At 73.1% G+C, this 24,962-nt stretch carries 22 protein-coding genes and 2 tRNA genes; 6 read left to right on the forward strand and 18 right to left on the reverse strand.

What is annotated here, in order from left to right; translation table 11 throughout:
• The first annotated feature begins 11 nt into the window (after positions 1 to 11).
• Positions 12 to 83: transfer RNA gene (locus B7C62_04295), tRNA-Val, on the forward strand.
• Between the two features lie 41 nt (positions 84 to 124).
• A tRNA-Val gene (locus B7C62_04300) sits at positions 125 to 199 on the forward strand.
• A gap of 55 nt (positions 200 to 254) precedes the next feature.
• On the opposite strand, the gene B7C62_04305 is transcribed toward B7C62_04300, so the two are convergent.
• From B7C62_04305 to B7C62_04315, 3 genes are all read right to left on the reverse strand, one after another.
• Entirely contained in the window at positions 255 to 563 is a 309-nt protein-coding gene (locus B7C62_04305) for a zf-TFIIB domain containing protein (GenBank protein ID ARF71566.1), read from the reverse strand.
• Positions 564 to 628: 65 nt separating this feature from the next.
• A complete protein-coding gene (locus tag B7C62_04310; protein ID ARF76979.1) occupies positions 629 to 1,597 on the reverse strand; it encodes an aminoglycoside phosphotransferase in 969 nt (322 codons plus the stop codon).
• Positions 1,598 to 2,042: 445 nt separating this feature from the next.
• Entirely contained in the window at positions 2,043 to 2,249 is a 207-nt protein-coding gene (locus B7C62_04315; protein ARF71567.1) for a hypothetical protein, read from the reverse strand.
• Positions 2,250 to 2,843: 594 nt separating this feature from the next.
• Between B7C62_04315 and B7C62_04320 the strand changes: the two genes are divergently transcribed.
• Positions 2,844 to 4,202 carry a serine/threonine protein kinase gene (locus B7C62_04320; protein ARF71568.1) on the forward strand — a complete coding sequence of 453 codons (1,359 nt, stop codon included), beginning with the start codon at positions 2,844 to 2,846 and terminating at the stop codon, positions 4,200 to 4,202.
• A 158-nt stretch (positions 4,203 to 4,360) separates the two neighbouring features.
• Here B7C62_04320 and B7C62_04325 read toward each other — a convergent pair whose 3' ends face one another.
• The 8 genes from B7C62_04325 to B7C62_04360 form a co-directional block, all read right to left on the reverse strand.
• Entirely contained in the window at positions 4,361 to 5,179 is an 819-nt protein-coding gene (locus tag B7C62_04325; GenBank protein ARF71569.1) for an rRNA methyltransferase, read from the reverse strand.
• A gap of 83 nt (positions 5,180 to 5,262) precedes the next feature.
• A complete protein-coding gene (locus B7C62_04330; protein ARF76980.1) occupies positions 5,263 to 6,495 on the reverse strand; it encodes a uroporphyrinogen-III C-methyltransferase in 1,233 nt (410 codons plus the stop codon).
• A gap of 453 nt (positions 6,496 to 6,948) precedes the next feature.
• Complete coding sequence (locus tag B7C62_04335; protein ARF71570.1) at positions 6,949 to 10,632, reverse strand: 5,6-dimethylbenzimidazole synthase; 3,684 nt, start codon at positions 10,630 to 10,632, stop codon at positions 6,949 to 6,951.
• Positions 10,633 to 10,966: 334 nt separating this feature from the next.
• Positions 10,967 to 12,205, reverse strand: a complete 1,239-nt coding sequence (locus tag B7C62_04340; GenBank protein ID ARF71571.1) for a precorrin-6y C5,15-methyltransferase (decarboxylating) subunit CbiE — start codon at positions 12,203 to 12,205, stop codon at positions 10,967 to 10,969.
• Between the two features lie 132 nt (positions 12,206 to 12,337).
• Positions 12,338 to 12,976: a GNAT family N-acetyltransferase gene (locus tag B7C62_04345; GenBank protein ID ARF71572.1), complete on the reverse strand. Its 639-nt coding sequence runs from the start codon at positions 12,974 to 12,976 to the stop codon at positions 12,338 to 12,340.
• A gap of 157 nt (positions 12,977 to 13,133) precedes the next feature.
• Entirely contained in the window at positions 13,134 to 14,000 is an 867-nt protein-coding gene (locus B7C62_04350; protein ID ARF71573.1) for a metal ABC transporter substrate-binding protein, read from the reverse strand.
• Positions 14,001 to 14,086: 86 nt separating this feature from the next.
• Positions 14,087 to 14,755, reverse strand: a complete 669-nt coding sequence (locus tag B7C62_04355) for an ABC transporter permease (GenBank protein ID ARF71574.1) — start codon at positions 14,753 to 14,755, stop codon at positions 14,087 to 14,089.
• Positions 14,752 to 15,846, reverse strand: a complete 1,095-nt coding sequence (locus B7C62_04360) for a methionine ABC transporter ATP-binding protein (protein ID ARF71575.1) — start codon at positions 15,844 to 15,846, stop codon at positions 14,752 to 14,754. Before B7C62_04360 ends, B7C62_04355 begins: the two co-directional genes overlap by 4 nt.
• Before the next feature lie 592 nt (positions 15,847 to 16,438).
• Here B7C62_04360 and B7C62_04365 point away from each other — a divergent pair.
• Together B7C62_04365 and B7C62_04370 are read left to right on the forward strand one after the other, a co-directional pair.
• A complete protein-coding gene (locus B7C62_04365) occupies positions 16,439 to 16,798 on the forward strand; it encodes a hypothetical protein (protein ARF71576.1) in 360 nt (119 codons plus the stop codon).
• A gap of 1 nt (position 16,799) precedes the next feature.
• Positions 16,800 to 17,234, forward strand: coding sequence for a hypothetical protein (locus B7C62_04370; GenBank protein ID ARF71577.1), 435 nt, complete (start codon positions 16,800 to 16,802; stop codon positions 17,232 to 17,234).
• Positions 17,235 to 17,272: 38 nt separating this feature from the next.
• On the opposite strand, the gene B7C62_04375 is transcribed toward B7C62_04370, so the two are convergent.
• From B7C62_04375 to B7C62_04385, 3 genes are all read right to left on the reverse strand, one after another.
• Positions 17,273 to 17,779, reverse strand: a complete 507-nt coding sequence (locus B7C62_04375) for a GNAT family N-acetyltransferase (GenBank protein ID ARF71578.1) — start codon at positions 17,777 to 17,779, stop codon at positions 17,273 to 17,275.
• 37 nt (positions 17,780 to 17,816) lie between these two features.
• On the reverse strand, positions 17,817 to 18,398 hold the full coding sequence (locus tag B7C62_04380; GenBank protein ARF71579.1) for an RNA polymerase subunit sigma: 582 nt from the start codon (positions 18,396 to 18,398) through the stop codon (positions 17,817 to 17,819).
• A gap of 145 nt (positions 18,399 to 18,543) precedes the next feature.
• Positions 18,544 to 19,707 (reverse strand): glycerophosphodiester phosphodiesterase, encoded by a 1,164-nt coding sequence (locus B7C62_04385; GenBank protein ID ARF71580.1) that lies wholly within the window; start codon positions 19,705 to 19,707, stop codon positions 18,544 to 18,546.
• 287 nt (positions 19,708 to 19,994) lie between these two features.
• Here B7C62_04385 and B7C62_04390 point away from each other — a divergent pair, with 287 nt between their 5' ends.
• Positions 19,995 to 20,666 carry a 1-acyl-sn-glycerol-3-phosphate acyltransferase gene (locus B7C62_04390; GenBank protein ARF71581.1) on the forward strand — a complete coding sequence of 224 codons (672 nt, stop codon included), beginning with the start codon at positions 19,995 to 19,997 and terminating at the stop codon, positions 20,664 to 20,666.
• A gap of 13 nt (positions 20,667 to 20,679) precedes the next feature.
• Here B7C62_04390 and B7C62_04395 read toward each other — a convergent pair whose 3' ends face one another.
• The 4 genes from B7C62_04395 to B7C62_04410 all read right to left on the reverse strand — a co-directional run bounded on the left by B7C62_04395 (position 20,680) and on the right by B7C62_04410 (position 24,689).
• Complete coding sequence (locus B7C62_04395; GenBank protein ID ARF71582.1) at positions 20,680 to 21,990, reverse strand: MFS transporter; 1,311 nt, start codon at positions 21,988 to 21,990, stop codon at positions 20,680 to 20,682.
• The gene (locus B7C62_04400; GenBank protein ID ARF71583.1) at positions 21,987 to 22,475 is read right to left on the reverse strand and encodes a MarR family transcriptional regulator; all 489 of its coding nucleotides are present in this window, start codon (positions 22,473 to 22,475) and stop codon (positions 21,987 to 21,989) included. The genes B7C62_04395 and B7C62_04400 overlap by 4 nt, the downstream gene beginning before the upstream one ends.
• A gap of 121 nt (positions 22,476 to 22,596) precedes the next feature.
• Positions 22,597 to 24,141 (reverse strand): MFS transporter, encoded by a 1,545-nt coding sequence (locus B7C62_04405; protein ARF71584.1) that lies wholly within the window; start codon positions 24,139 to 24,141, stop codon positions 22,597 to 22,599.
• Positions 24,138 to 24,689, reverse strand: coding sequence for a TetR family transcriptional regulator (locus B7C62_04410; GenBank protein ID ARF71585.1), 552 nt, complete (start codon positions 24,687 to 24,689; stop codon positions 24,138 to 24,140). Before B7C62_04410 ends, B7C62_04405 begins: the two co-directional genes overlap by 4 nt.
• Positions 24,690 to 24,962 lie beyond the last annotated feature (273 nt).

The following is a 24,962-nucleotide window of genomic DNA, read 5'->3' on the forward strand; positions in this document are numbered from 1 at the left end:
AGGATCATCCCGCGCGATTAGCTCAGCGGGAGAGCGCTTCCCTGACACGGAAGAGGTCACTGGTTCAATCCCAGTATCGCGCACGCAGTACACGGCGGTACACGCACGGTCATCCTGCGTTCCGGCGCGATTAGCTCAGCGGGAGAGCGCTTCCCTGACACGGAAGAGGTCACTGGTTCAATCCCAGTATCGCGCACCATCGAGAAACCCCTGGTCGTCGAGACGACCGGGGGTTCTTTCGTGCCTGCGGCTCGTCAGGACGAGAAGAGCATCCGGCCGAAGCCCTTCTGGCGGCGGTGGCCGTAGTGCCCGCCGTGCTGCTGCCCGTACTGCGGGGCTCCCCAGGCGGGGGCGTGGACGGGAGGGGCCGCCGCCGGGTAGGGCTGCTGCGGGGCGGGCGGCGGGGGCGGGGCCTGCTGGGCCCACTGGGACTCCAGGCGGGTCAGCGACTCCAGCTCGCCGTAGTCGAGGAATATCCCCCGGCAGCCGCCGCACTGCTCGATCTGGACGCCGTTGCGGTTGTACGTCTGCATCTGCGCATGACACTTGGGGCACTGCATCATCGGCTCGGCTCCTCGCCCTCGTCGTGCCGCCGCCGGAACGCCTGCCCGGCCGCGGTCCGTTCAGCCTACGACGCGGACCCGGGCGCCAACTCGGGTGGGAACGTAGCGATTCGGGCACAGGAATCGATCATCAGCTGCTCCATCTCGTCCGGTTGCCGGCCCTCGGCGGCGCACTTGGCGAGGGCGACGGCGGCGGTCTGGACCGTCAGCGCGCGGGCGGGGACGTCCAGTCGGGGCCAGGGGTCGTCATCGGCCCCGGCGGGCACGGCGGGGCCTCCGGCGGACCGGTAGGCGTCCAGGAACAGCAGCCAGTCGTCGGGGGCCAGCACCCCGGCCGCGAACCAGGCGGCGGGCCGGGCGAGGTCCCAGGCCGGATCACCCTCCCCCGCGTCGTCGATGTCGATGAGCAACCAGGGCCCGTGCGGGGCGGGATGGCGGACGAGCTGCCCCAGGTGCAGGTCGCCGTGGCAGAGGAATCCGGCCCGGTCGGCGGGCGGCGCGGCCTCCCCCCGGGCCCAGGCGGGCAGGGCCTGCCAGGCGGCCTGTACGGGGAGCACCGCGCCGTCCCCGGGGAGCGCGGCCGCCATCCGGGCGACCGCCCGGGCCGCCTTGAGGGGGCCGCGCATCGGCGGGAGGGGGTGCGGGGGCGGGGTCCGGTGGAGCCGGGCGAGCAGGACGGCGGCCTCGGCCCAGGGAGCGGCGCCGGGGTCGGTGGGGTCGACGGGGACGCCGTACGGCCAGAAGGTGACGGGACGGGGGACGGCCCCCACCGGTCCGGACGGGCCCGGAGCGGAGAGCGGCGGAAGGAGGACGCCCGCCAGCTGCGGGGCGGCGGCGAGGGCAAGCCGCGCCACCAGAGCCTCGCGCTCCGCGTCGGCGGCGTGCGCCTTGGCGACGACGGGGCCGCTGCGGACGACGGTGCCGTCGGGCCGGTCCGCCAGGAGCTGGGGCGGATCGCAGGCGCAGGAGGTGCCCGACGGGTGGTGGAGACGGTGCGCCAGGACGCCCAGGTCCCGGATGACCGAGTCGCGGATGACCGAGTCGCGGATGACCGAGTCGTGGGTGGCCGGGGCGGGGGTGGCCGGTTCATGGGCCGCTGAACCGCAAGGGGTGGAGTCGTGAGCGGCCGGCTCCCGGGTTCCCAGGTCACAGGCGGCTGTGCCACGGGCCGATGGCTCGCGGGCGGCTGAGGGGGTTCGCAATGGCTCCTCCGGCGGCGGTCGGGCCCGGCCCTGCCACCGGTCCTCGCCGAGCGTACGCGGCGGAGGGGGCCCGGGGCGGTGGAGCCGCACGCATTCGGGGGCCGTGCCGGGGCGGGCGACCGGGCCGTCCGCCGGGACGAACAGGCCCGGACAGCGCGATGCCCGGTCAGCTCCCCAGCTGACCGGACAAACGCTGCCGTCCGCCGCACCCCCGTCCCCACGGGGCTGTTGGCCCGATACCAGGGTCCGGACCGCTCTTCCGGACCCCGGGCGCCGCTCAGCGCCCCAGCATCACCGCCACGGACGACGCCTGTGTGACCACCGCGTCCCAGCCGCCGAAGACGACCGCGAGCAGGGCCGCCAGGGGAAGCACCATCACCGTCGCCACCAAGGGGTGGCGGGTGCCGGACGGGCGGGGGGCGAAGGCGGCGTACGCCTTGCGTCCCTGGGTGCGGATCATCGTCCGCGCTGCCGTGTCCGACATGGTTCCTCTCCTGACCTGAAAGTGGAGCGACGGGCGTGTGACCTCGGGGGACGAGTGCTGCGCCCGCCGCTTGACCTCAACATTAGGTAACCGGTGAGCACGGGGCGTCATGCCCGCGTACCGAATCCCGGGCCTCCCGGAGGATGAGCCGTCGGCCGTCGGCGTACTCCCCTGGGTGGAGACGGCCCACCCCGTCCTGGGGTCATCCCGGAGGGGAGGCAGGGGGGACACCCCCACCGGGAAGGCCCCGCCGGGTGACTTCACTCACTTCGTCCGCCCCGCGAGGGAGGCCGCCCGTCCCTCCGCGGTCGCGCCCGGAGCCCCCCGCCCCGTACGTCCGGGAGGTATCCCCGACCGCCACCACCGAACGGGCCCGGCCGCCCCGGCTCGGTCCAACGCCCCTTGTGAGGAAGCCCCTTGGTGTCCGGTGCGGGCCGACGGGCCCGGAACCGCCGCTCCCTGACCGCGCTTCACGTCCCGGCTGCGGCCCGGACAATCGAATATCCGGCGAGGGCGCGGCCTCTGAGCGCACCGGGCGCCGGGTACGTAAGCTGTGCCTCGTCAGGCGGACCAGGCAGCGGGGATGGGCAGACGATGGCGATGATGCGGCTCCGGCGCGAGGACCCGCGTCTCGTCGGCTCGTTCCGGCTGCACCGGCGGCTCGGCGCGGGCGGCATGGGCGTCGTCTATCTCGGCTCCGACCGGCGCGGCCAGCGGGTGGCGCTCAAGGTGATCCGGCCCGATCTGGCGGAGGACCAGGAGTTCCGTTCGCGGTTCGCGCGCGAGGTGTCCGCCGCGCGGCGCATCCGGGGCGGCTGCACGGCCCGGCTCGTCGCCGCCGACCTGGAGGCGGACCGCCCCTGGTTCGCGACGCAGTACGTCCCCGGCCCCTCCCTCCACGACAAGGTCGCCGAGGAGGGCCCGCTGGCCGCCGCCGAGGTGGCCTCGATCGGCGCGGCGCTCTCCGAGGGCCTGGTGGCGGTGCACGAGGCGGGGGTGGTCCACCGGGACCTGAAGCCGTCGAACATCCTGCTCTCCCCCAAGGGCCCCCGCATCATCGACTTCGGCATCGCCTGGGCGACCGGGGCCAGCACGCTGACCCATGTCGGTACGGCGGTGGGCTCGCCCGGCTTCCTGGCGCCCGAGCAGGTCCGGGGCGCGGCGGTGACCCCGGCCACGGACGTCTTCTCGCTCGGGGCGACCCTGGCGTACGCGGCGATGGCCGACTCCCCCTTCGGGCACGGCAGTTCCGAGGTGATGCTCTACCGCGTGGTGCACGAGGAGGCGCAGCTCCACGGAGTGCACGACGCGCTGGCCCCGCTGATCAGCGCCTGTCTGGCGAAGGACCCGGAGGAGCGGCCGAGCACCCTCCAACTGTCCATGCGGCTCAAGGAGATCGCCGCGCGCGAGGCGCAGGGCCTGCATGAGGGCCGGCCGCCCGTCCAGCGCTCGGCCCAGGACCCGGACCGGCCGACCGGCCGTCTCGACGGCCCGTACACCGAGCAGCAGACCCGCCGCGCGGAGGGCCCTTCGACTGGCCGCCCGCAGCAGGGCCGGCGTCCCGCGCCCGCTCGTTCGGGTGCTCCGCGCACCGGCGGGTCCCGGCCGCAGCGGGTGCCGCGCTCCACCACGGGTTCCGGGAAGCGGCCGGGCGCGACGAACGGGACGAACGGCAGGCCGGGAACGCGTTCCGGGCCCCGGACGACCTCGACGGGGCGGCGGCCCGCCAACCCCCGGCTGCTGCGGCAGCGGCTGGTGGTGTTCGTGGTCGTGACGCTGCTGGTGGCGCTGGGGATCGCGGCCGCGCAGGGGTGCCAGGGGCCGGCGCGTGGCCTGGGCGGGAACGTACAGCAGGAGCGGACTGTGGACCGGGCGGCGGAGCAGGCAGCGGACCGGACGCCTGGGGTGGTGCGGGCCGAGCCGTTCCGAGGGCTTGGAGCCGGGGCTCTCTGAGAGGGTCTGGGGCCTGGAGCCGGGGCTCTCTGAAGGGGGCCGGAGCCCTCCGAGGGATCGGCGCCGGACTCCCCGGGGGGGCGGAACCCTCCGAGGGTTCGGCCCCGGACTCCCAGGGGGCCGGGGCCGGGCTGACTCCCGGGAGCCGTGGCCCCGTCTCAGCTCTCCGGGCGGCCCGTCGCCACCGCGTAGAAGGCAACCGCCGCCGCGGCGCCCACGTTCAGTGAGTCGACCCCGTGCGCCATCGGGATGCGCACCCACTCGTCGGCGGCCATCAGGGCCTTCGTGGAGAGCCCCTCCCCCTCCGCGCCGAGCATCAGCGCGACCCGCTCCAGCCGGTGCGGGGCCGCCTCGTCGATGCTGGTGGCCTTGGCGTCGGGGGTGAGGGCGAGGAGCCGGAAGCCCGCTTCCCGTACGGTCTCCAGCGTCCTGGGCCAGGCTTCGAGGCGGGCGTACGGGACGGAGAAGACCGCGCCCATGGAGACCTTGACCGAACGCCGGTAGAGCGGGTCGGCGCAGTCCGGGGAGAGCAGGACGGCGTCCATGCCGAGGGCGGCCGCGCTGCGGAAGATCGCACCGATGTTGGTGTGGTCGTTGACCGACTCCATCACCACCACCCGGCGTGCGGTGGTGAGCAGTTCGTCGGAGGTGGGCAGCGGCTTGCGCTGCATGGAGGCGAGCGCGCCCCGGTGGACGTGGTAGCCGGTGACGCGTTCGGCGAGGTCGGGGGCGACGGCGTACACCGGGGCCGGGACCTCGTCGATGACATCGCGCATCACGTCGACCCACTTGGCCGAGAGCAGCATCGAGCGCATCTCGTACCCGGCGTGCCGGGCGCGCCTGATGACCTTCTCGCCCTCCGCGATGAAGAGGCCCTCGGCGGGCTCGCGGCGCCGCCGCAGCTCGACGTCGGTCAGTCCGGTGTAGTCGCTCAGGCGCGGGTCGTCGGGGTCGTCGACGGTGATGATGTCTGCCACAGGGTGATACTGCCTTGTCCGGTGTGTGGTGCCAACGCCTGGGATGCGATGCGTAACCGCGGGTTACTCGGTGAGGTCCGCTGTCATGCGGCCGACGGGTCGTCCGGCTGCGGTGCCGAGTCCGGGCCGACCGCGACGACCTCTCCGATGACGATCACGGCGGGCGGGCGCACGTCCTCGGCGACCGCCCGCTCCCCGACGTCCGCGAGGGTCGCGTCGACCCGGCGCTGCGCGGCGGTGGTGCCCTCCTGGACGAGGGCGACCGGGGTGGCCGGGTCCTTGCCGTGGGCGATCAGGGCGGCGGCGATGGCTCCGATCTTGTCCACGGCCATGAGGAGGACCAGGGTGCCGCGCAGCCGGGCGATGGCCGCCCAGTCGACCAGCGAGCGCGGGTCCTCGGGGGCGACATGGCCGCTGACCACGGTGAACTCGTGGGCGACCCCCCGGTGGGTGACCGGGATACCGGCCGCTCCGGGGACCGAGATGGTGCTGGAGATACCGGGGACGACCGTACAGGGAATGCCCTCGGCGGCGAGCGCCTGGGCCTCCTCCATGCCCCGGCCGAAGACGAACGGGTCGCCGCCCTTGAGCCGGACCACGGACTTGCCCGCCTTGGCGTGCTCGATCAGCGCCTGGTTGATCGCCTCCTGGGCCATGAACCGCCCGTACGGGATCTTCGCCGCGTCGATCACCTCGACGTGCGGCGGCAGTTCATCCAGCAGGTCGCGGGGGCCGAGGCGGTCGGCGATGACCACGTCCGCCTCGGCGAGGAGGCGGCGGCCCCGGACCGTGATCAGGTCCGGGTCACCGGGACCGCCGCCGACCAGGGCGACTCCGGAGGTGTGGTTGCGGTGGTGCGGGGCGGCGAGGGTGCCGTCGCGCAGGCCCTCGACGATGGCGTCGCGGATGGCGGCGGAGTGGCGGGGGTCACGGCCCTGGGAGGTGGTGGTGAGGACGGCGATCGTGACGTTCTCGCTGCGGCCGGTGGCCGGGGTCCAGGCGGTCGCGGCCTCGGCGTCGTCGGCCCGGACGCACCAGGTGCGGGTGCGCTCGGCCTCGGCGGACGCGGCGTCGTTGGCGGCGGTGTCGGAGGAGGCGACGAGGGCGTACCAGGTGTCGGCCAGGTCGCCGTCCTGGTAGCGGCGGCGCTCCCAGCGGATCTCCCCGGCGTCCGCCATGGCCTCGACGGAGGGGGTCGCGGACGGGGAGACGAGCGTGATGACGGCACCGGTGGCGATGAGCTGGGGCAGCCTGCGCTGGGCGACCTGGCCGCCGCCGATGACGACGGTGCGGCGGCCGTGGAGGCGCAGGCCCACGGGGTACGCGGGGTGGTCGGCGCTCTCGGAGTGACCGGTGTTCCCGGTGCCACCGGTGTTCTCGGCGTGACCTGCGCTCTCCGGGTGACCTGCGTGGTCTGCGTGCTCGGCCATGGCGGTGCGGGCTCCTCGGGCGGGGTGCTGCGTAGGGGCCGCTGCGGCGGTGGAGCGGCTGTGACGTGCGGAAGTGGGGGTTCCTGGGTGGGGAACACGATACGGGGTGGTGGGGGGTGGGGCCTGGGGGCGGGGGGCCGTGGGGGGGGCGGGGTGGGGGCGCCTGCGGCGGGCTGTCCCCTACCCGCCCCTTCCCGAAACCGGGGCTCCGCCCCGGGCCCCGGTTCCTTCGTCCTCAAGCGCCGGACAGGCTGAGGTTTCGGGGCTCCGCCCCGGACCCCGCTCCTCAAACGCCGGAGGGGCTGACATGGCGAACCCCGGAGGGGCGGGGTGGCGGACCTACTTCTCCGTCACTCCCGCCGCGTCGAACGTCGCCACCTCGTGCATCGCCCGCGCCGCGCTCTGCACGATCGGCAGCGCCAGCAGCGCGCCCGTGCCCTCGCCCAGGCGGAGGTCCAGGTCGACCAGGGGGCGCAGGCCCAGCTTGTTGAGGGCGGCCACGTGGCCCGGCTCCGCGCTGCGGTGGCCGGCGATGCAGGCCGCGAGGGCCTCGGGGGCGATGGCGCGGGCGACCAGGGCCGCCGCGCCCGCGCTCACGCCGTCCAGGACCACCGGCGTACGCAGGGAGGCTCCGCCGAGGAGGAAGCCCACCATCGCGGCGTGCTCCAGGCCGCCGACCGCCGCGAGGACGCCGATCGGGTCGGCCGGGTCCGGCTGGTGGAGGTCGAGGGCGCGGCGTACGACGTCGACCTTGCGGGCGTGCATCTCGTCGTTGATACCGGTCCCCCGGCCCGTCACCTCGGAGGCGTCGATCCCCGTGTACACGCAGATCAGCGCGGCCGACGCGGTGGTGTTGGCGATCCCCATCTCACCCGTGAGCAGCGCCTTGTTGCCCGCCGCCACCAGGTCGCGGGCGGTCTCGATGCCCACCTCGATCGCGGCGAGGACGTCCTCCCTGGTGAGGGCGGGGCCCGTGGTGAAGTCCGCCGTGCCCTTGCGCACCTTGCGGGGCAGCAGCCCCGGGGTCGCGGGCAGGTCCGAGGCCACGCCGACGTCGACGACGCAGACCTCCGCGCCGACCTGCGCGGCGAACGCGTTGCAGACCGCTCCCCCGCCGAGGAAGTTCGCCACCATCTGGGCGGTGACCTCCTGCGGCCACGCGGTGACGCCCTGGGCGTGCACCCCGTGGTCACCGGCGAAGATCGCGACGGCGGCGGGCTCCGGGATCGGCGGCGGGCACATCCGGGAGAGGCCGGAGAGCTGCGCGGAGATGATCTCCAGCATGCCGAGCGCACCGGCCGGCTTCGTCATCCGCTTCTGCCGCTCCCACGCCTCCCCGAGCGCCTTCGCGTCCAGCGGGCGGATGGCGGAGATGGTCTCCTGGAGCAGGTCGTGCGGCTCCTCGCCGGGCAGCGCGCGGCGGCCGTACGTCTCCTCGTGGACGACCCACGACAGCGGGCGCCGCTTCGACCAGCCCGCCTGGAGCAGTTCGGGCTCCTCGGGGAACTCGTCGACGTAACCGACGCAGAGGTACGCCACCACTTCGAGGTGCTCGGGCAGGCCGAGCGCCCGGACCATCTCGCGCTCGTCGAAGAAGCTCACCCAGCCGACGCCGAGGCCCTCGGCCCGCGCCGCCAGCCACAGGTTCTCCACGGCGAGCGCCGAGGAGTAGGGGGCCATCTGCGGCTGCGTGTGGCGGCCGAGGGTGTGCCGGCCGCCCCGGGTGGGGTCGGCGGTGACGACGATGTTGACCGGGGTGTCGAGGATGGCCTCGATCTTCAGTTCCTTGAACTGCTTCGCCCGGCCCTTGGGGAGCGACCTGGCGTAGGCGTCGCGCTGGCGCTGGGCCAGTTCGTGCATGGAACGGCGCGTCTCGGCGGAGCGGATGACGACGAAGTCCCAGGGCTGCGAGTGGCCGACGCTCGGCGCGGTGTGCGCGGCCTCCAGCACCCGGAGCAGGACCTCGTGCGGGATGGGGTCGCTGCGGAAGCCGTTGCGGATGTCCCGGCGCTCGCGCATGACCCGGAGCACCGCTTCGCGCTCCGCGTCGTCGTAGCCGGGCGCGGGCGGGGTGAACGGCTCCGCGGGGGCCGCGTCGGCCGCGGGCTGCTCGTCCAGTTCCGGGGTCTCGATGACCTCGGGTCCGGTGCCGTCATCGGGGTCCGTGGCGTCCGTTACGGTCGCGGGCTCCGTTACGGCTACGGGCTCCGGTTCGGCGGGGAGCTGTACGGGCTCCGGCGCCACCGGGGCCACGACCGGCTCGGCTGCTGCCGGTTCGGGCTGGGGCTGGGGCTCGGGCTCGGCGGTGGCGGCGGGCTCAGGAGCCTCTGCGGCTGCCACAGCCACCTCGGGCGCCGTCGGGGCCGGGGCTGTCTCGACCGTCTCGGGCGTTTCCGCCGCCTCAACCGGCTGTACGGGGTCGGAAACGGGCTCCGGCTCGGCCACGGGGGTCTGTTGCACGGGCGCCTCGGGCTCCGGGGCCTGGGGCTCCACCGGGACGAACTGCGCTCCGGGCTCGGCCGGGGCATCGGCCACAACCTCCGGCGCCGCCACGGTCTCCTCGGCGGGCTGTTCGGCCGGGGCCACGGCGAGAGGCTCGGCCGGCTCCTCGTCCTGAGCCGGAGCCGGGACCTGGACCGGAACCGGGACCGGCTCCGGAGCCACCGCTTCCGCCGGAGCCTCCGGCTGCGGCTGGGAAACCTCCGGCTGCGGGACGGCGACCGGCTCGGGAGCGACCGTTTCTGCCGGGGCCGTCTGCTCGACCGGTTCGGGCGCGGGAGCGACCGGCTCCACGGGAACCGGGGCCGCCTCAACCGGAGCGGCCTCGGGCTGAGGGGCCGCAGCCTCCACCGGAACGACCTCGGGCTGAGAGGTCTCAGCTTCCACCGGAGCGGCCTCGGCCTCAGCGGCTTCGACCGGAGCCACAGCGACCGGAGCGGCCACCTCCGGAACGACTGCCTCCGGCTCGGCGGCCACCTCAGACGTCTCGACAGCCTCGGCAGGCTGCTGCTCAGGCGCCTCGACAGCCTGTTCCGGCTCGGCGGCGGCCCCGGGCTCCCCCGCCACCTCCGCCTGCACGGGCTCCCGCGGAACGGCGGCCTGCTCGGGCTGCTCCACCGCCTCGGGCGTAACAGCCACCTCGCCCTCGGCCACCTCCTCCGCCTGCACCGACGGCTCGGACGCGGACGCGGCCGTCACCTCCGGCTCGGGCTGCGGCGGCTGCGGCGGGGCGCCCCACATGGCCGCGCCCTGCGGCGGGATCTCGCCCAGCTGCGGCCCCGGCAGGACCGGCGCCTCCGGGGACGGCGCGTCGAAGTACTCGGGTCCCGCGGTGCTCGGCGGGCCCCCGTGGCGGACGGGGGGCGCGGTCCTGACGGCTCCCGCGGGGCCCCGGTCGGCCAGCGAGCGGACCACGCCGCCCCCCTGCGTACCGCCGCCGTACGACGGGGCCTCGGCCGAAGCCGGACCCCGGTGCAGGGGGCGGCGGGCCGGGGCGGGGGCCGCCGCGTGCGCGCCCACCGGAGCGGGCGCCTGCACCGGGGCGGGGGCCGGAGCCGGGATACGTACGCCGTTGAGGTCGACGGAGCCCGTGTCACGGCCTCCGGACTCGTGCGTACCGTGCGCGGCGCCGGGCGCCTGGACGGCCTCCTGGCTCTGCGCGGGAACCTGCGGCTGTGCCGCGTACTGCGCCTGTCCCTGCGGCTCCGGCTGCTGGGCCTGGAGCTGCGGTGCCGCCTGCTCCGGGGCGGGCGCGGAGGCGGGAACGGGGGCGGGAACCGGAGCCGCGGCGGGGACCGGAGCCTGCGCGGCCGGAGCCGGGGCGGGGGCCGCCTGGGTCTGGACCGTCTGCGGGTCGCTCCACGCGCCCTGGGAGGCAGGCATCAGCAGGAGGTCGTCGTCCTCGGGGGCGTGCTCGGAGGGGTCGAGGAAGGTGTACGCGTCCGGGGCGGGGATGCCCGGCTGCTCCACCATGCCTGCGTTCTCCGGCAGTCCCTCACCCGGGATCTGGCCGGTGTCAGTCATGCGTACCCCTCGCCCATCGTCAGTGCTCCTTCGGCCCTTCGCCCGGGACGCCGAACCACGGCACGCCGGTGCTCGTCATGAAGAACGAGCGGGCTCGCCGCGCGGCACGAAACGCCCGCGGACCTCTCCTTATTCTCGCGGTCGTTCGCCGCCGCGACAGGCAGTTCCGCCACGGCTCGCTGTGGACTGCGCCACGTCGCGCGTCCCCCGGTCGATGCCGTACCACAGAGCGGAACAAAACAGTCCACTTTTCCGGACATTGACGAACGAAGCGACGAACGTCCGGGCGCGGTACAACAATCGGCCAGCCTACCTCCCGTACCGGGCCGAAAGGTCAGGGGGCGAGCTCCGAACGCCGCGCGGAGAGAAGGAACACGACGGACCGTTCACGCTCGGTCCACACCTCGGTGTCCAGGTCGACGGACTGGAGCAGCGAGCACTCGACGGTGTAGCCGTTTCCGGTGAGGGCCGCGCCGAGCGCCTCGGCCTCGTCCCGGGTGGAGGCGTGCGTGACGATGCGCTCCGGGCGCCGGTCCATGACCGCGGTGACCACCGGCACTCCCCCGCCCCCGATCCGTACGACATCGGGTTCGGGCAGCCGTTCCAGGACGTGCGGGGCCCGGCCGCAGACGATCTGGAGCGGTACGCCGAAGGCGCGGGCGGCGGCGTCCGTACGGGAGCACGCTCCCGGGTCGGCGTCCACCGCGAGGACCGCCGCGCCGAAGCGGGCGGCCTCCACGGCCAGGGCGCCGCTGCCGCAGCCGATGTCCCAGACCAGATCGCCGGTGCGGGGGCCGAGGATGGCCAGCTGGGCGGCGCGCAGGTTGGGGAACTCCCCCTCGCCGGAGTCCTGCATGCCCTCCGCCCCGGCCTCCCGGTAGGCGTCGGCGGGCAGTGCCCAGCCCCGGGTGCCCGGGGGCTGGGCGGGGCGGCGGCCGGCGATCCAGGCGCCGGTGGCGGCGGTCTCGGAGTTGCCGCCGACGGCGATGACGACGTTCGGGTCGCGCCAGGCGTGGTCGGCGGCCTTGTCCGAGGTGAGGACGGTGACGCGTTCGCGGTCGGTGCCGAGCTCCTCGCAGATGACGAAGGTGCGGTGGACGCCTTCGAGGAGGAGGGCCAGTTCGGCGGGGCCCGCGCCCGGTGAGGTGAGGACGGCGACCTTGTGGTGGGCCCGGCAGACGTTGACGGCGCGGCGCAGGGTGCGCGGGTGGGCGACGACGATCTGGGCGTCCTCCCAGGGCATCCCGGCCCGGGCGAAGGCGGTGGCCACGGCGGAGACGGCGGGGACGACCTCCACCTCGAGGCCGTGCTCGGGGGCGCGCAGGGTGCGGACGACGCCGAAGAAGCCGGGGTCGCCGTCGGCGAGGACCACGGCGCTGCCCCGGTGGCCGGCGATGCGGCGGGCGGCCAGGTCGACGCTGCCGAGGCGGATGCGCTCGGCGCCCTCGGGCACTTCGGGCAGTGCGAGGTGGTGGGCGGCGCCCGCGACGAGCGTGGCGGCCGAGAGCGCGGCCGTCGCCGCTCCGGGCAGTGGCGAACCGTCCCAGCCGATCACCGTGACCCGGTCGGCCATCGTCGTCTGTCTCCTGGGGTGTCGGAGGGAGCGAGGGGCGCCCGTGCGCATGCGGGCAGGGGTGACAGTACCTGGTCCGGGCCGGGGTCCGGCCGGTGGCCTCGGGGAGGCCGTACCGAAGGCCCGTCGTGCTCAGTTCCAGTCGTTGTACGTGCCGTAGCCGCCTGCGTCGGCGAGCTGCTCGGCGACGCCTTCGAGGTCCTCGGGGAGGAGCCCCCAGACGATCAGGTCGGTACGGATGTCGGTCCAGCCGCCGTCCTCCGTCCGGGTCCGGGCGATCCGGGCGTTGCGCAGGACGCCCTCGCTGATGCAGCCCAGCTTCTGGGCGACCTGCTGGGCGGCGGTGTTGTCGGCGGGGGTGCGCAGCTCGATGCGTTCGAAGCCCTGGTCGCGGAAGAGCCATTCGGCGACGGCCAGCACGGCTTCGGTGGCGTACCCCTCGCCGCGCGCCCAGGGGGCGGTGATGTAGCGGACCTCGGTGGCCAGGGTGCGCCAGTCGGTGTTGAGGAGGCGGACGGTGCCGACGAGCCGCTGGGTGAGGAACTCGGTGACGGCGAGGGCGATGCCGTGGCCCGACGTGCGTTCCCCGGGGGCGATCCTGCGGACCCAGCGTTCGGCGTCGACCTGGGTGTACGGGTGCGGTCCGTCGGTCCAGGCGGTGACCGTCTCGTCGTTCATCATCTCGATGTACGCGGGGATGTCGGCCATGTCGAAGGGGCGCATCACCAACCTGTCCGTGCTGATGGAGACGGACGGAAAGGTGGTAGTCATGCGCAGCTCCATGCAGAAGACCGGGTAAAAGCGAAGACCGGGTAAAAGCACAGCATGCAGCATCGGGTGTGCGTCGCGCATGGGCGGGTCCGCACGACGGAGCCCCGCGCCTTCCGGAGAAGGGGCGGGGCTCCGTCGGTCAAGTGCCCGACAGGGGTCAGGACTTGGCCGGGGCGCCGAAGGAAGCGACGATCGAGCCCTGGTAGGTGTCCTCGATGAACTTCTTGACCTCGTCGGAGTTGAGGAGCTTCGCGAGCTTCTCGACGCGCGGGTCCTTCTCGTTGCCGTCCCTCACCGCGAGGAAGTTGGCGTACGGGTTGCCCTCGGCCTTCTCCAGGGCCAGGGAGTCCTTGGCCGGGGAGAGCTTGGCCTCCAGGGCGTAGTTGCCGTTGATGACGGCGGCGTCCACGTCGTTCAGGGCGCGCGGCACGGTGGCGGCCTCCAGCTCCTTGAACTCCAGGCCCTTCTTGTCGGTGATGTCGCTCAGCTTGGCGCTGGTGCCGACGCCGTCCTTGAGCGTGATCAGGCCGTTCTCGGCGAGCAGCTGGAGGGCGCGGCCGCCGTTGGTGGTGTCGTTGGGGACGGCGATGGTCTGGCCGGCCTTGATGTCCTTGAGGTCCTTGATCTTCTTGGAGTAGAGACCGAGGGGCTCCAGGTGCACGTTGACGACCGGGACGATGGTGGTGTCGTTCTTCTCGTTGAAGTCGTCCAGGTAGGGCTTGTGCTGGAAGAAGTTGGCGTCGACCTGGCCGGACTGGGTGGCGGTGTTCGGCAGGACGTAGTCCGTGAACTCCTTGACCTCCAGCTTGAGGCCCTCCTTCTCCGCCAGGTTCTTCTTGACGAAGTTCAGGATGTCGGCGTGCGGCGTCGGGGACGCGGCGACGACCAGGGCCTTGGAGGTGTCGGCCTTGGCGCCGCCCTCGCTCTTGGCGGCCGGGTCGGAGTCCGTACCGCAGGCGCTGAGACCCAGGGCGAGGGCGGCGGCGGAAGCGACGGCTGCGGTGATCTTGATGTTCTTACGCACGAAAAGTGCCTCTTTCTCAACTGTGGTGGTGCGCCCGGACAAGGAGTTCGGGCTTGGTGGGGACGGGAAGTTCGGGGGCCGGGGGCCTACGCGGTGCGGCCTCGGCGGGCCAGCAGGCGCACGATGAGGTCGCCGATCAGCTGGATCACGCTGACGAGCACGATGAGGAGCGCGACGGTGATCAGCATGAACTGGTTGTCGAAGCGCTGGAATCCGTAGGTGACGGCCTTGGAGCCGAGCCCTTCACCACCGACCGCACCGGCCATCGCGGAGTAGCCGATGAGCACGATGAGGGTGGTGGTGACGCCCGAGACGAGCGAGGGCAGGGCCTGCGGGAGGAGCACCTTGCGGACGATGGTGGGGATGGAGCCGCCCATCGACTGCACGGCTTCGACGAGCCCGTGGTCGACCTCCCGGATCGCCGTCTCGACGAGCCGGGCGAAGAACGGGATGGCGCCGACGGCCAGCGGGACGATCATCGCGGTGGGGCCGATGAAGGTGCCGACGACCCAGGTGGTGAAGGGGATCAGGGCGATCAGCAGGATGATGAACGGCAGCGAGCGGCCGATGTTCACGATCACGCCGGTGACCTTGTTCACCGCGGTGTTCTGGAGCAGTCCGCCCTTGTCGGTGAGGACCAGCAGAACACCGAGCGGCAGTCCGCCGATCACGGTGACCAGGGCCGACCACAGCACCATGTAGAGGGTGTCGAAGGTGCCCTGGGTCAGCAGGGGCTGCATTTCGGACCAGGTCACTTGACGACCTCCTTGGTGATCGCGGCGGGCGTCTGCTCCGGTACGGCGACGGGGGCGGCGGGGGCCTTCGGGGTCCTCGGGCCCTTCTCGTCCTCGACGACCTCGGCCTGGAGCCCCTGCTCGCGCAGGAAGCCGATGGGCACGACGTTCTCCTCGAACCGGCCGGGCAGCTCGATGCGCATCCGGCCGATCTGCTTGCCGCCGACGGTGTCCATCGCCGCGCCGAGGATCGATATGTCGATGTTGTACGTACGCGAGAGCTGGGAGATCACCGGCTGGGTGGCGGCCTCCCCGTGGAAGGTGACGTCCACGACCGTACGGTCCGGCCCGGAGGCGGTCCCGCCGACCGGGAACAGCTCGCCCGCCAGCTCGGAGCCGGGGGTGGCGAGCAGTCCGCCGACCGTGCCGGACTCCACGATCCGGCCGCGCTGCATCAGGGCGGCGGAGTCGCAGATCGTCTTGACGACGTCCATCTCGTGGGTGATCAGGAGGATGGTCAGGCCGAGCTGCTGGTTGAGGTCGCGCAGCAGCTGGAGGATCGAGCGGGTGGTCTCGGGGTCGAGGGCGGAGGTCGCCTCGTCCGAGAGCAGCACCTTGGGGTCGCCGGCCAGGGCGCGGGCGATGCCCACGCGCTGCTTCTGGCCGCCGGAGAGCTGCTTGGGGTAGGACTTCCCCTTGTCGGCGAGGCCGACCAGGTCGAGGAGTTCCTCGGCCTTGCGGGTGCGCTCCTGGCCGGAGACCCCGAGGATCTCCAGCGGGAGCTCCACGTTGTCCAGGACGGTGCGCGAGTCCAGCAGGTTGAAGTGCTGGAAGACCATGCCGATCCGGGTCCGGGCCGCGCGCAGCTCCTTGCTCGCCCGCCGTCCCCGTCCGGCGAGGGCCGTGAGGTCCTGGCCTGCCACGGTCACCGTGCCGGAGGTGGGGCGCTCCAGCAGGTTGACGCAGCGGATCAGGGAGGACTTCCCGGCGCCGCTCTGTCCGATGACGCCGTATATCTCGCCCTCGCGGACATGGAGGTCGACTCCGTCGAGTGCGGTGACCTCACGGTCGCGCGACTGGTAGACCTTCGTGAGGCCCGTCGTGGTGATCACAGGGGGTTTCCGTCACTGTCGAGTGCGCGGCGCGGTGTTCCGCCGGGCACGGGGCAATCGTCTGAAGAGACTGGTTCGGGCTGGTCGGCCGGTTCACGTCTCAGCACGGCTGGATACGGCGGTCGGCCGGGGAACAGCGCATGCTCGGGCGGCTCGTTCACCGGGGGCGAACGGCACGGGCTCGGTCTCGCTTCGGGGCGCGAGGCTCAGGCGGGGGCCCTCAGAAGGCGCGCATTCGACACATACAACGAGCACCGGGCGTACAGATCGCCTCGGTCGCAAGGGTGCGGCTGCTCGTCGTGGTCATGGGCCAAGTAAAACAGACGTCCACCTGGGCGCGAACCCGGCTGTCCGCATACCGGACAGCCGTGGATGGTCGGCGGCGGCGCTCCGGGGCGCCCCGCCGACGTACAGCCGCAAGGCTCTGACCTGCGTTTACGGGGGTTTCCCAGGAGGTCGTACGGTCCTGGGGCCGGGCGTCCACGGGGCCGGTCCGGGCGGTCGTTGTGGCCAAGGCCACGATCGCGGGCACCGGACCGGGCAGGGCGGGGCCGCACGCGGGCGGACGGCGGGGCCGTAATACCCTCGCTACATGCTTGACGCCCTGACGGTCGCGGTCGCCGTGACCGCGCTCGCCCTCGCCGCCTGGTGCGGACACGCCGCCTACAAGGACCAGCCGACGAAGGACTGGCACTTCATCGGGATGGCCGTCGTGACCGTCCTGGCCCTGGCCCAGCTGGTGGTGGGCATCGTGCAGCTGGCGCGCGGGGAGCGGCCGGAGCAGGGGACGACGGTGTTCGTCGCCTATCTGATCGGCTCGTTCGCGACCGTGCCTGCGGCCGGGTTCCTGTCGCTGTCGGAGCGGACCCGCTGGGGCTCGGTGACGGTGGCGGCGGGCGCTCTCGTGCTGGCGGTCCTCGAAGTACGGCTCTACGACATCTGGGGAAACTGACGTGAGTGACACCGACCGCCCCGAGGTGGACACGGCCACCGGGCCCGCCTTCGAGCTGGGCACCGGGCCGGGCCGGGTGCTCGTCTGGTTCTACGGGGTCTTCACCGTCGCGGCGGCCTCGCGCTCGATCGTCGAGGTGGTCCGGGGCTTCGACCGGGCGCCGCTCGCCTACACGCTCTCGGCCTTCGCCGCCGTCGTCTACGGCTTCATCACGTACTCGCTGGTGCGCGGCGGCGAGAAGGCCCGCCGGGCGGCGCTGGTGTGCTGCGCCGCCGAGCTGCTCGGGGTGCTGGGCGTCGGGGCCTGGACGCTCGCCGATCCGTCGGCCTTCCCGGACTCCACCGTCTGGTCGGACTTCGGGATGGGCTACCTGTTCATCCCGGTGATCCTGCCGGTCACCGGGATGATCTGGCTGCGGCGCGCCCGGAAGTCCTGACGCCTCCTCATCGCCTGCCGGACGCCCAATAGGGCCCGTCAGGCGCTGGCCACGAACTCCTGCTGGGCCGTCGCTTCCTTCTCCAGCAGGATGAGCCGGACGCCGTCCGTGCCCGTCACATCTCCGACCTGGGCGTATCCGGCGCGGCGGTAGAGCCGGAGGTTGCTCTCGCTGCGGTGCCCGGTGTGCAGCCGGAAGCGGGTGGCCGCGCGGTCGGCCGCGAGGGCCGCCTCCGCCGCGTTCAGCAGCCGGGTGCCGAGGCCGTGCCCCTGGAGGCGGGGGTGCACACAGAGCTTGCCGATCTGGCCCGTGCCGTCCGGATCGGTGAAACCGCGTACCGAGCCCACGACTTCGTCGCCGAGACGGGCCACGAACACCAGGTCGTCGGCGACTTCGTCCCGTACCGCGTCGAGGGTCTGGACGAGCGGGTCGATCCGGTAGTTGCCGTACAGCTCGGCCTCGCGCTGGAAGCAGAGGTACTGGAGCCGGAAGATCTGCTCCACGTCCTGTGCCGTCGCCGCCGAGATGATCACGCTCATGCCCATGTGTGCACGCCTCCCGCTCACCTGTCCGCCCGGTTGCCTATCGCCCTCTTCCCCGCAGTTCAGGGACGGCAACCTCCGCCGCGAGCATTCTGCGCAGACATCCAAGGCAACGGGAACGGATCGGGCCCAAACTCCCCTGTGACATACCCAACTCCCCTGCGATTTCTCGGTACGTCGGGTCGGTAGGCGCCAGCATCGCCTCCAGCAGCCGGGTGCAGCGTTCGGGCAGCCGGGCCAGCGCGGCGCGCAGCGCCCGGCGTTCGGCCGCGCCGAGCGCGGCCCGCTCCGGACCGCCCGTGAGCGGAGCGGCGGGCTCCGTTCCGGCGTACGGGCGTTCCCGCCGGACCGTACGGCGTCCGCGCCGGGCCTCCGCCCGTACGGTGTCGCGCACCCAGCGGGCCGGGTCGCGGGGCGGCACGGCCCCGGCGGGGCGTTCCAGCAGCCGCAGCCACACGGTCTGTTCGAGGTCGGCGGGGTCGAGTCCGGCGGCGGGTGCCTCGGCTCTCGCCTCCGCGCGCACCAGGGGGTGTAAGGCGTGGACGACGCGGGCGGTGGCGGCGGCCGGGTCGGGTCCGGCGGCGGGAGCGGACCGGCCGGGTTCATGATCGAGAAGCGTCATGTCCCGGCAAACGGGGTGGCGGCGCGCCCGGTTGCCCCGCGCGGACGGCACCACCCGACCGGGGCACGGGCGGGCCGGGCGGCTGACGCGCGGAGACGTGGGTGTGCGCGCGGGGGCCGCCGGCCCGTCCCGTACGGCCGGGAGGTCAGCGGCCCTTGAAGTCCGCCGCCGCGAGCAGGGCGGTGTCCGGGTGGTCGGTGAAGATGCCGTCGATGCCGGTGGCGAAGTACGCGGCGTAGGCGCCGAACACGTCACCGTAGGCGTTGGGGTCGGTGCCGCGCCGGAAGTCGGCGGGCAGGAAGCTGTTCTCGTTGCGCAGGGTGTACGGGTGGAGGCGCAGGCCGCGGGCGTGCGCGTCCTTCACCAGGGTGGTGGGCCGGGTGAGCCGCCCTGAGGCGTCCTTGGGGATGACCAGGTCGAGCGTGGGGCCGATGCCCTGGGCGTAGGAGGCGATCCACTTCAGTCCGGCGGGCTTGACCAGGTCGGCCACCGTGCGCGGGTCGCCCGACTCGACGAAGTCCCAGGGGCGGCTGGTGGGGCCGGAGAGCAGGACGATGCGCGGGGTGTCGACCAGGCGGGCGAGGCGCTGGATCGAGCCGGGCTCGAAGGACTGGAGAATGAGCGGGGAGTTCCTGCGGTCCCGGCCGTAGCGGCGCAGGAGCCGGGCGAGGGGCTCCTCCAGGCCGAGGCCGAGCTTGCGGAAGTAGGTGGGGTGCTTGGTCTCCACGTACAGCCAGACGGGCTTTCCGCGCCTGCGGCCCTCCTGGTCGGCCCAGCGCAGGACCTCCTCGAAGGTGGGGACGGTCCAGCGGCCGTCGTAGAGGGTGTTGTCGGGGCGGTTGCCGGGGATGCGCTCCTTGGCCCGCAGGGTCTTGAGCTCGGCGAGGGTGAAGTCCTCGGTGAACCAGCCGGTGTAGGAGACGCCGTCGATGGTCCTGGTGGTCCTGCGGCCGGCGAACTCGGGGTGGTCGGCGACATCCGTGGTGCCGGTGATGTCGTTCTCGTGGCGGCAGACGAGGTGGCCGTCCTTGGTGGGGACGAGATCCTGCTCGACGATGTGCGCGCCCAGGTCCAGCGCGAGCTGATAGGAGCCGAGGGTGTGCTCGGGGCGGTAGCCGCTGGCTCCCCGGTGGCCGATCACCGTCGGCACGGGGAGGTCCCGCAGCGAGCCGTGGCCGCCGCCGGGCCCGCCGCGTCCGCGCTCGGCGGCCTGGGCCGCCGTTCCACCGAGGCCGAGGGCCGCCGTGGAGAGGGCGGCGGCGCCCAGAAGGGCCCGTCGGCCGGGACTGCCGGTCACACGCTCCGTCATGAATACTCCTCGCTCGGTACGGTCCTGGCTCTTCGGCACTGTCCTGTTGCTCCGTCGGGCGGGGCCGATCGTAGGCAGGCGGGCAGGTCCGGGGGGCGGCTCGCGGGCGAACACGGCGGAAACACACGTCAACACCGCGTATCCGCTCCGTGAACCCGATGTGCGATCAGCCCATACCCGCGAGTATCGTCCTCACCTGCACCGTCCAACACCTGGCACCACCGGACATCGCCCCGCACCACCTCATCCGACCCCGGCCGGCCCGGCCACGACACCGGAGGAACCCGTTGTCCCGTCTCACGGTCTTCAAGGCAGTGCTCGGACCGATCCTGCGCCTGATGTTCCGCCCCCAGGTGGAGGGCGTGGAGAACATCCCCGGGACCGGGCCGGTGATCCTCGCGGGCAACCACCTCACCTTCATCGACTCGATGGTCATGCCGGTCTGTGTCGACCGGCCGGTGTTCTACATCGGCAAGGACGAGTACGTGACCGGCAAGGGCTTCAAGGGCCGGCTGATGGCCTGGTTCTTCACCGGCGCCGGGATGATCCCGGTGGACCGGGACGGCGGCCGGGGCGGAGTCGCGGCGCTGATGACCGGGCGCCGGGTGCTGGAGGAGGGCCAGGCGTTCGCGATCTACCCGGAGGGCACCCGCTCCCCCGACGGCCGGCTCTACCGGGGCCGTACGGGGATCGCCCGGCTGACGCTGATGACGGGCGCCCCGGTGGTCCCGTTCGCCATGATCGGCACCGACAAGCTCCAGCCGGGCGGCGCGGGCCTGCCCCGGCCGGGCAAGGTCACGGTCCGCTTCGGCGAGCCGATGGAGTTCTCCCGGTACGAGGGCATGGACCGCGACCGCTATGTGCTGCGGGCGGTGACCGACTCGGTGATGTCCGAGGTGATGCGGCTCTCCGGCCAGGAGTACGTGGACATGTACGCGACGAAGGCCAAGGCCGCCTGAACCGCGGAGCCGGTCACGGGGGTCGAGGAACATCCGGACGGACCGGCGCCGATCCCTGGCGGTGCCCGGCGTGCGCCGTCGGCTTCGCGTCGGCGGACGGGGTCCGGTAGGCGCGAAGGGGCCCGTTGGTCACGGCCACGGCGGCGACCGCCAGGACGGCGGACAGTCCGCCGAGAACCAGGGAGAAGGAGGCCGAGGTGGCTGACGCCACCAGGCCACCGCGGAAGTTGCCGAGCTCGGGGCCCGCGACACCGATGACGTGTTCCACCGAGGAGACCCGCCCCCGGTAGGCGTCCGGGGTCTCCAGCTGGACCAGGGCGCCCCGGGTGACGACGGAGACGGTGTCGGCGGCGCCCGCCACGGCCAGGCAGCCGAGCGCAAGCCACAAGGGGTCCGCCAGACCGAAACCGGCCAGCGCCAGGCCCCAGACCACGGCGGCGGACAGCTGCACCAGGCCGCCCCGGCTCAGCCGCGTCACCGTACCGGAGAAGAGACCGGCCGTGATCCCGCCGACCGCGACGGCCGAGAGGAACAGCCCGAGGGTCCGCGGATCTCCCCCGAACCGGACCTCGTTGACCAGCGGGAAGAGCGCGATCGGCATGGCGAGCAGCGTCGCGGACAGGTCCGTGGCCATCGAGCCCCACAGCGTCGGGCGGCGCAGGACGATCCGCCATCCGCCACGCCGCGGCCGACGTCGGCCGCCCGCCGCTTCGACGCCTTCGGGCCGCATGGCGGGCAGGCGGATCACCGCGGGCAACGCGATGACCAGGGCCACGGCCTGGGCCGCGTAGGCGGCGGAGAAGTCCCAGCGGGCGATGATCAGCCCGGCCGCCGCGGGGCCTGCCAGCATCGCCGTCTGGAACGAGACGTTGGTCAGCGCCAGTCCGGCCGCGACCTGGTCGCCCGGCAGCAGCCGGACCGGGAGGGTGCGCCGGGCGGGCGCCCCGAGAGCGCCGCAACTCGTCCCGATGGCCACCAGGGCGAGCAGCAGCACCACGTTGCGGTTGCCGGCCACGGCCTGGGCCCACAGCCCCGCGGCGGCCAGCAGTTGGCCCACCGCGGCGGCCCGCACCACCGTCCGCCGGTCGACGGTATCGGCCAGCGTGCCGCCGAGCAGCCCGAACAGCACCATCGGCAGGCCGGTGGCAAGCCCGATGGCCCCGGTGCCCACCGGGCTGCGGGTCAGGTCCCAGACCTGGGCCAGCACCGCCACGGTGGCTATCTGTCCGCCGAACTGAGAGACCGAGGAGCCGATCCACAGAGCGCGGAACGACCGGCTGCCGCGCAGCGGGCGGATGTCGAGGAAGCGGACTCGCCACTTCACCGCGGCGGCTCGGTGAGGTGGTGGAGTATCCGCTGCCGCATCGACCGCCGCTCCAACGCCTGCCGCACCTCCTCGACCACGGTGGTCATCGCGTACGGGACCTCGCGGTCCAGCTCGGCGACCGCCTCATGGGTGGCGCGCCACTCCGCCTCCAGGAACGGAACCAGCGACCGGCCCCGCTCGGTCAGGTCGATCCGCCGGGTACGGGCGTCGGGCCCCGGCTCGGAGGTGACCAGGTCCTCCTTGCGCAGGGCGGCGACGGTCTGGCTGATCGCGGAGTGCGAGCGGCCCAGGGAGTGCGCCAGCTCGCGGATGGTGAGCGGTCCGGTGTGGGCGAGCCGGATCAGCGGATAGGCGAACCGAGGCCGCACCCCCTTGATGCCGCGCTCGACGTAGAGCTGTTCGATCTCGGCGTCCATGGCCGCCAGGAGCTCGTGCAGGGAGTGCCAGGGATCGGGCACCGCTGTGGGATCTGAATTTGTCACAGCGCTAATATAACAGCACTGTGACAGTTGCGGCCGCGCCCTGACCGGTGAGGCGGGCCTGTCACACGGAAGGGCCCGCACCCCCGGGAAACGGGGTACGGGCCCTTCCTCGTACGACGTCCTACGGGTGCTCGACGCCGTCCTCCAGCTTCTGGCCGCGCAGCAGGAACCAGGCCGCGACGGCTGCCGCCAGCAGCACCACCGAGCCGACACCCGCGGCGGACCGCATCCCCTCGACGAACGCCTCCTGGGCCGCCGAGATCAGCGGGCCGGCCTGGGCGGCGGGCAGTGCGGTGGCCGCTTCGACGGCTCCGCCGAGCGACTCGTGGGCCGCCCCCGCGACATCGGAGGGGATGCCCGCCGGGGTCGGGAAGCCCCGGTAGACGCCGGTCACGATGGAGCCGAGCAGGGCGATGCCGAGGGCGGCACCGAGCTCGTACGCCGTCTCCGAGACGGCGGAGGCGGAACCGGCCTGCTCCTTCGGGACGCTGGAGAGGATCACGTCGGCGGTGACCGTGAAGGAGAACCCGGCGCCGACGCCGACGACCAGCAGCATGGAGCCGAGCAGCGGGTAGCCGGTGTGCTGGTCGAGCAGGGTCACCGTGCCCAGCGCCAGACCGACCGCGCCGAGCCCGCCCGCCACGACCGAGCGCACCGAGAACCGGCGGGCGGCGAACCCGGCCAGCAGACCGGCGGCCACCGCGCCGATGGCGGCGGGCAGTTCGGCGAGCCCGGCCTCCAGCGGCCCCCGGCCCTGCACCAGTTGCAGGAACTGGGAGAGGAAGAAGACCAGACCCGACAGACCGAGGATGGTCAGCAGGTCCGCCAGGACCGCCCCGGAGAAGCCCCGGTGGTGGAAGAGGCGGATGTCCAGCAGCGGTGCGGGCAGCCGGAGCTGCCTGCGGACGAACCAGGTGAGCGCGCCGACACCGAGGACGGCGGCCGCGCCCGGCCCCCAGCCCAGCCCGTGCGAGGCCGTCTCCTTGATGGCGTACACGACGGCGATCATGCCGACCAGCGAGAGCCCGACGCTGAGCATGTCCCACGGGCCCGGGGCCGGGTTCTTGGACTCGGGGATCAGCTTGATGCCGACGACCACGAGCACGGCCATCACGGGCAGGTTGATCAGGAAGACCGATCCCCACCAGAAGTGTTCGAGCAGGAACCCGCCGACGACCGGACCGACGGCCGCGCCCGCCGAGGCCGCCGCACCCCACATCCCGATGGCGAGGCTGCGCTCGCGCGGGTCGTGGAAGAGGTTGCGGATCAGGGCGAGGGTGGACGGCATCAGGGTGGCGCCCGCGACACCGAGCAGCGCCCGGGCCACGATCATCATCTCGGGCGTGGTCGCGTACGCGTTGAGCACGGAGACCGCGCCGAACGCCACGGCACCGATCAGCAGCAGCTTCTTGCGGCCGATGCGGTCGCCGAGGGAGCCCATCGACACGAGCAGACCGGCGATGACGAAGGAGTAGACGTCACCGATCCAGAGCAGCTGGTTGCCGGTGGGCGCGAGGTCCTCGCTGAGGAACGGGGTCGCGAGGCCGAGGACGGTGGCGTCGACGGCCACCAGCAGCACGCCGAGGACGAGCACGGAGAGCGCGATCCACCGCCCCGGGCGGCGTACCTCGTCCATGGTCTTCGGGTGCTGGTCGATGCTGGTCACTGCTCCACGCTCCGGCGGGCTCCGCCGAGCAGCAGCTCGACGATCATGTACTGGAAATCCTGTGCGGCGACCCGGCCCGCCTTGACGGACCAGGCGCCGGTGCCGACGAGCCCGTAGAGGGCCTCGGTCAGCCAGGCGGGGGTGAGGTCGATACGGAACTCACCGCGCTCCTGGCCGCGGCGGAAGAAGGCGGAGACCCGGGCATCGGCCCGGTTCCAGCCCTCGTTGACCTGGTCGCCCTCGAAGAGCTGGTTCTCGTTGACGAGGAACGACAGCAGCCCGGCACTGGGCTCGACGGCCGCGATGAGGCGGCGCAGCCCCTCCTCGGAGGTGTCCTCGTCGAGCCGGGCGGCGTCCAGGGCCGCCTCGAACTCCTGGAGGCCCAGGTTCTCCAGCGCCTTCACGAGCGCGTCACGCCCGGCGAAGTGGCGGTGCAGGGTGGCGCGGCCGATACCGGCTGCTTTGGCGACCTCGTCCATGGTGGCGGTCGATTTATGGGTCAGCAGGGCGGCGGCGCTGCGCAGCACCTGCTCACGGTCGAGAGTCATGAGACGACCATAACCCAGGTGAGACATGATTGTCTCATCGATATATATGCAGAGAGCCCGGGGGCCTGGTCGACAGGTGAGGTGCACGGCATCGGCCGCGAGTCACGCGGGGTCTGGAGCCCTCGGGCGGCGGGGATCGGCAGGAGGCCAAACCCACTCCTTGCCACTCTTAACTTATAGCGGATGGGGGGTCTTGCCGCAAGGCCCCCCAAATGCCGCAGAATCGACGGCCGAAGCCGGGATCAGGAGCGCCTGCTTCGGGAATTCGACGTC

Source organism: Kitasatospora albolonga, from assembly GCA_002082585.1.
Taxonomy (GTDB): domain Bacteria; phylum Actinomycetota; class Actinomycetes; order Streptomycetales; family Streptomycetaceae; genus Streptomyces; species Streptomyces stephensoniae.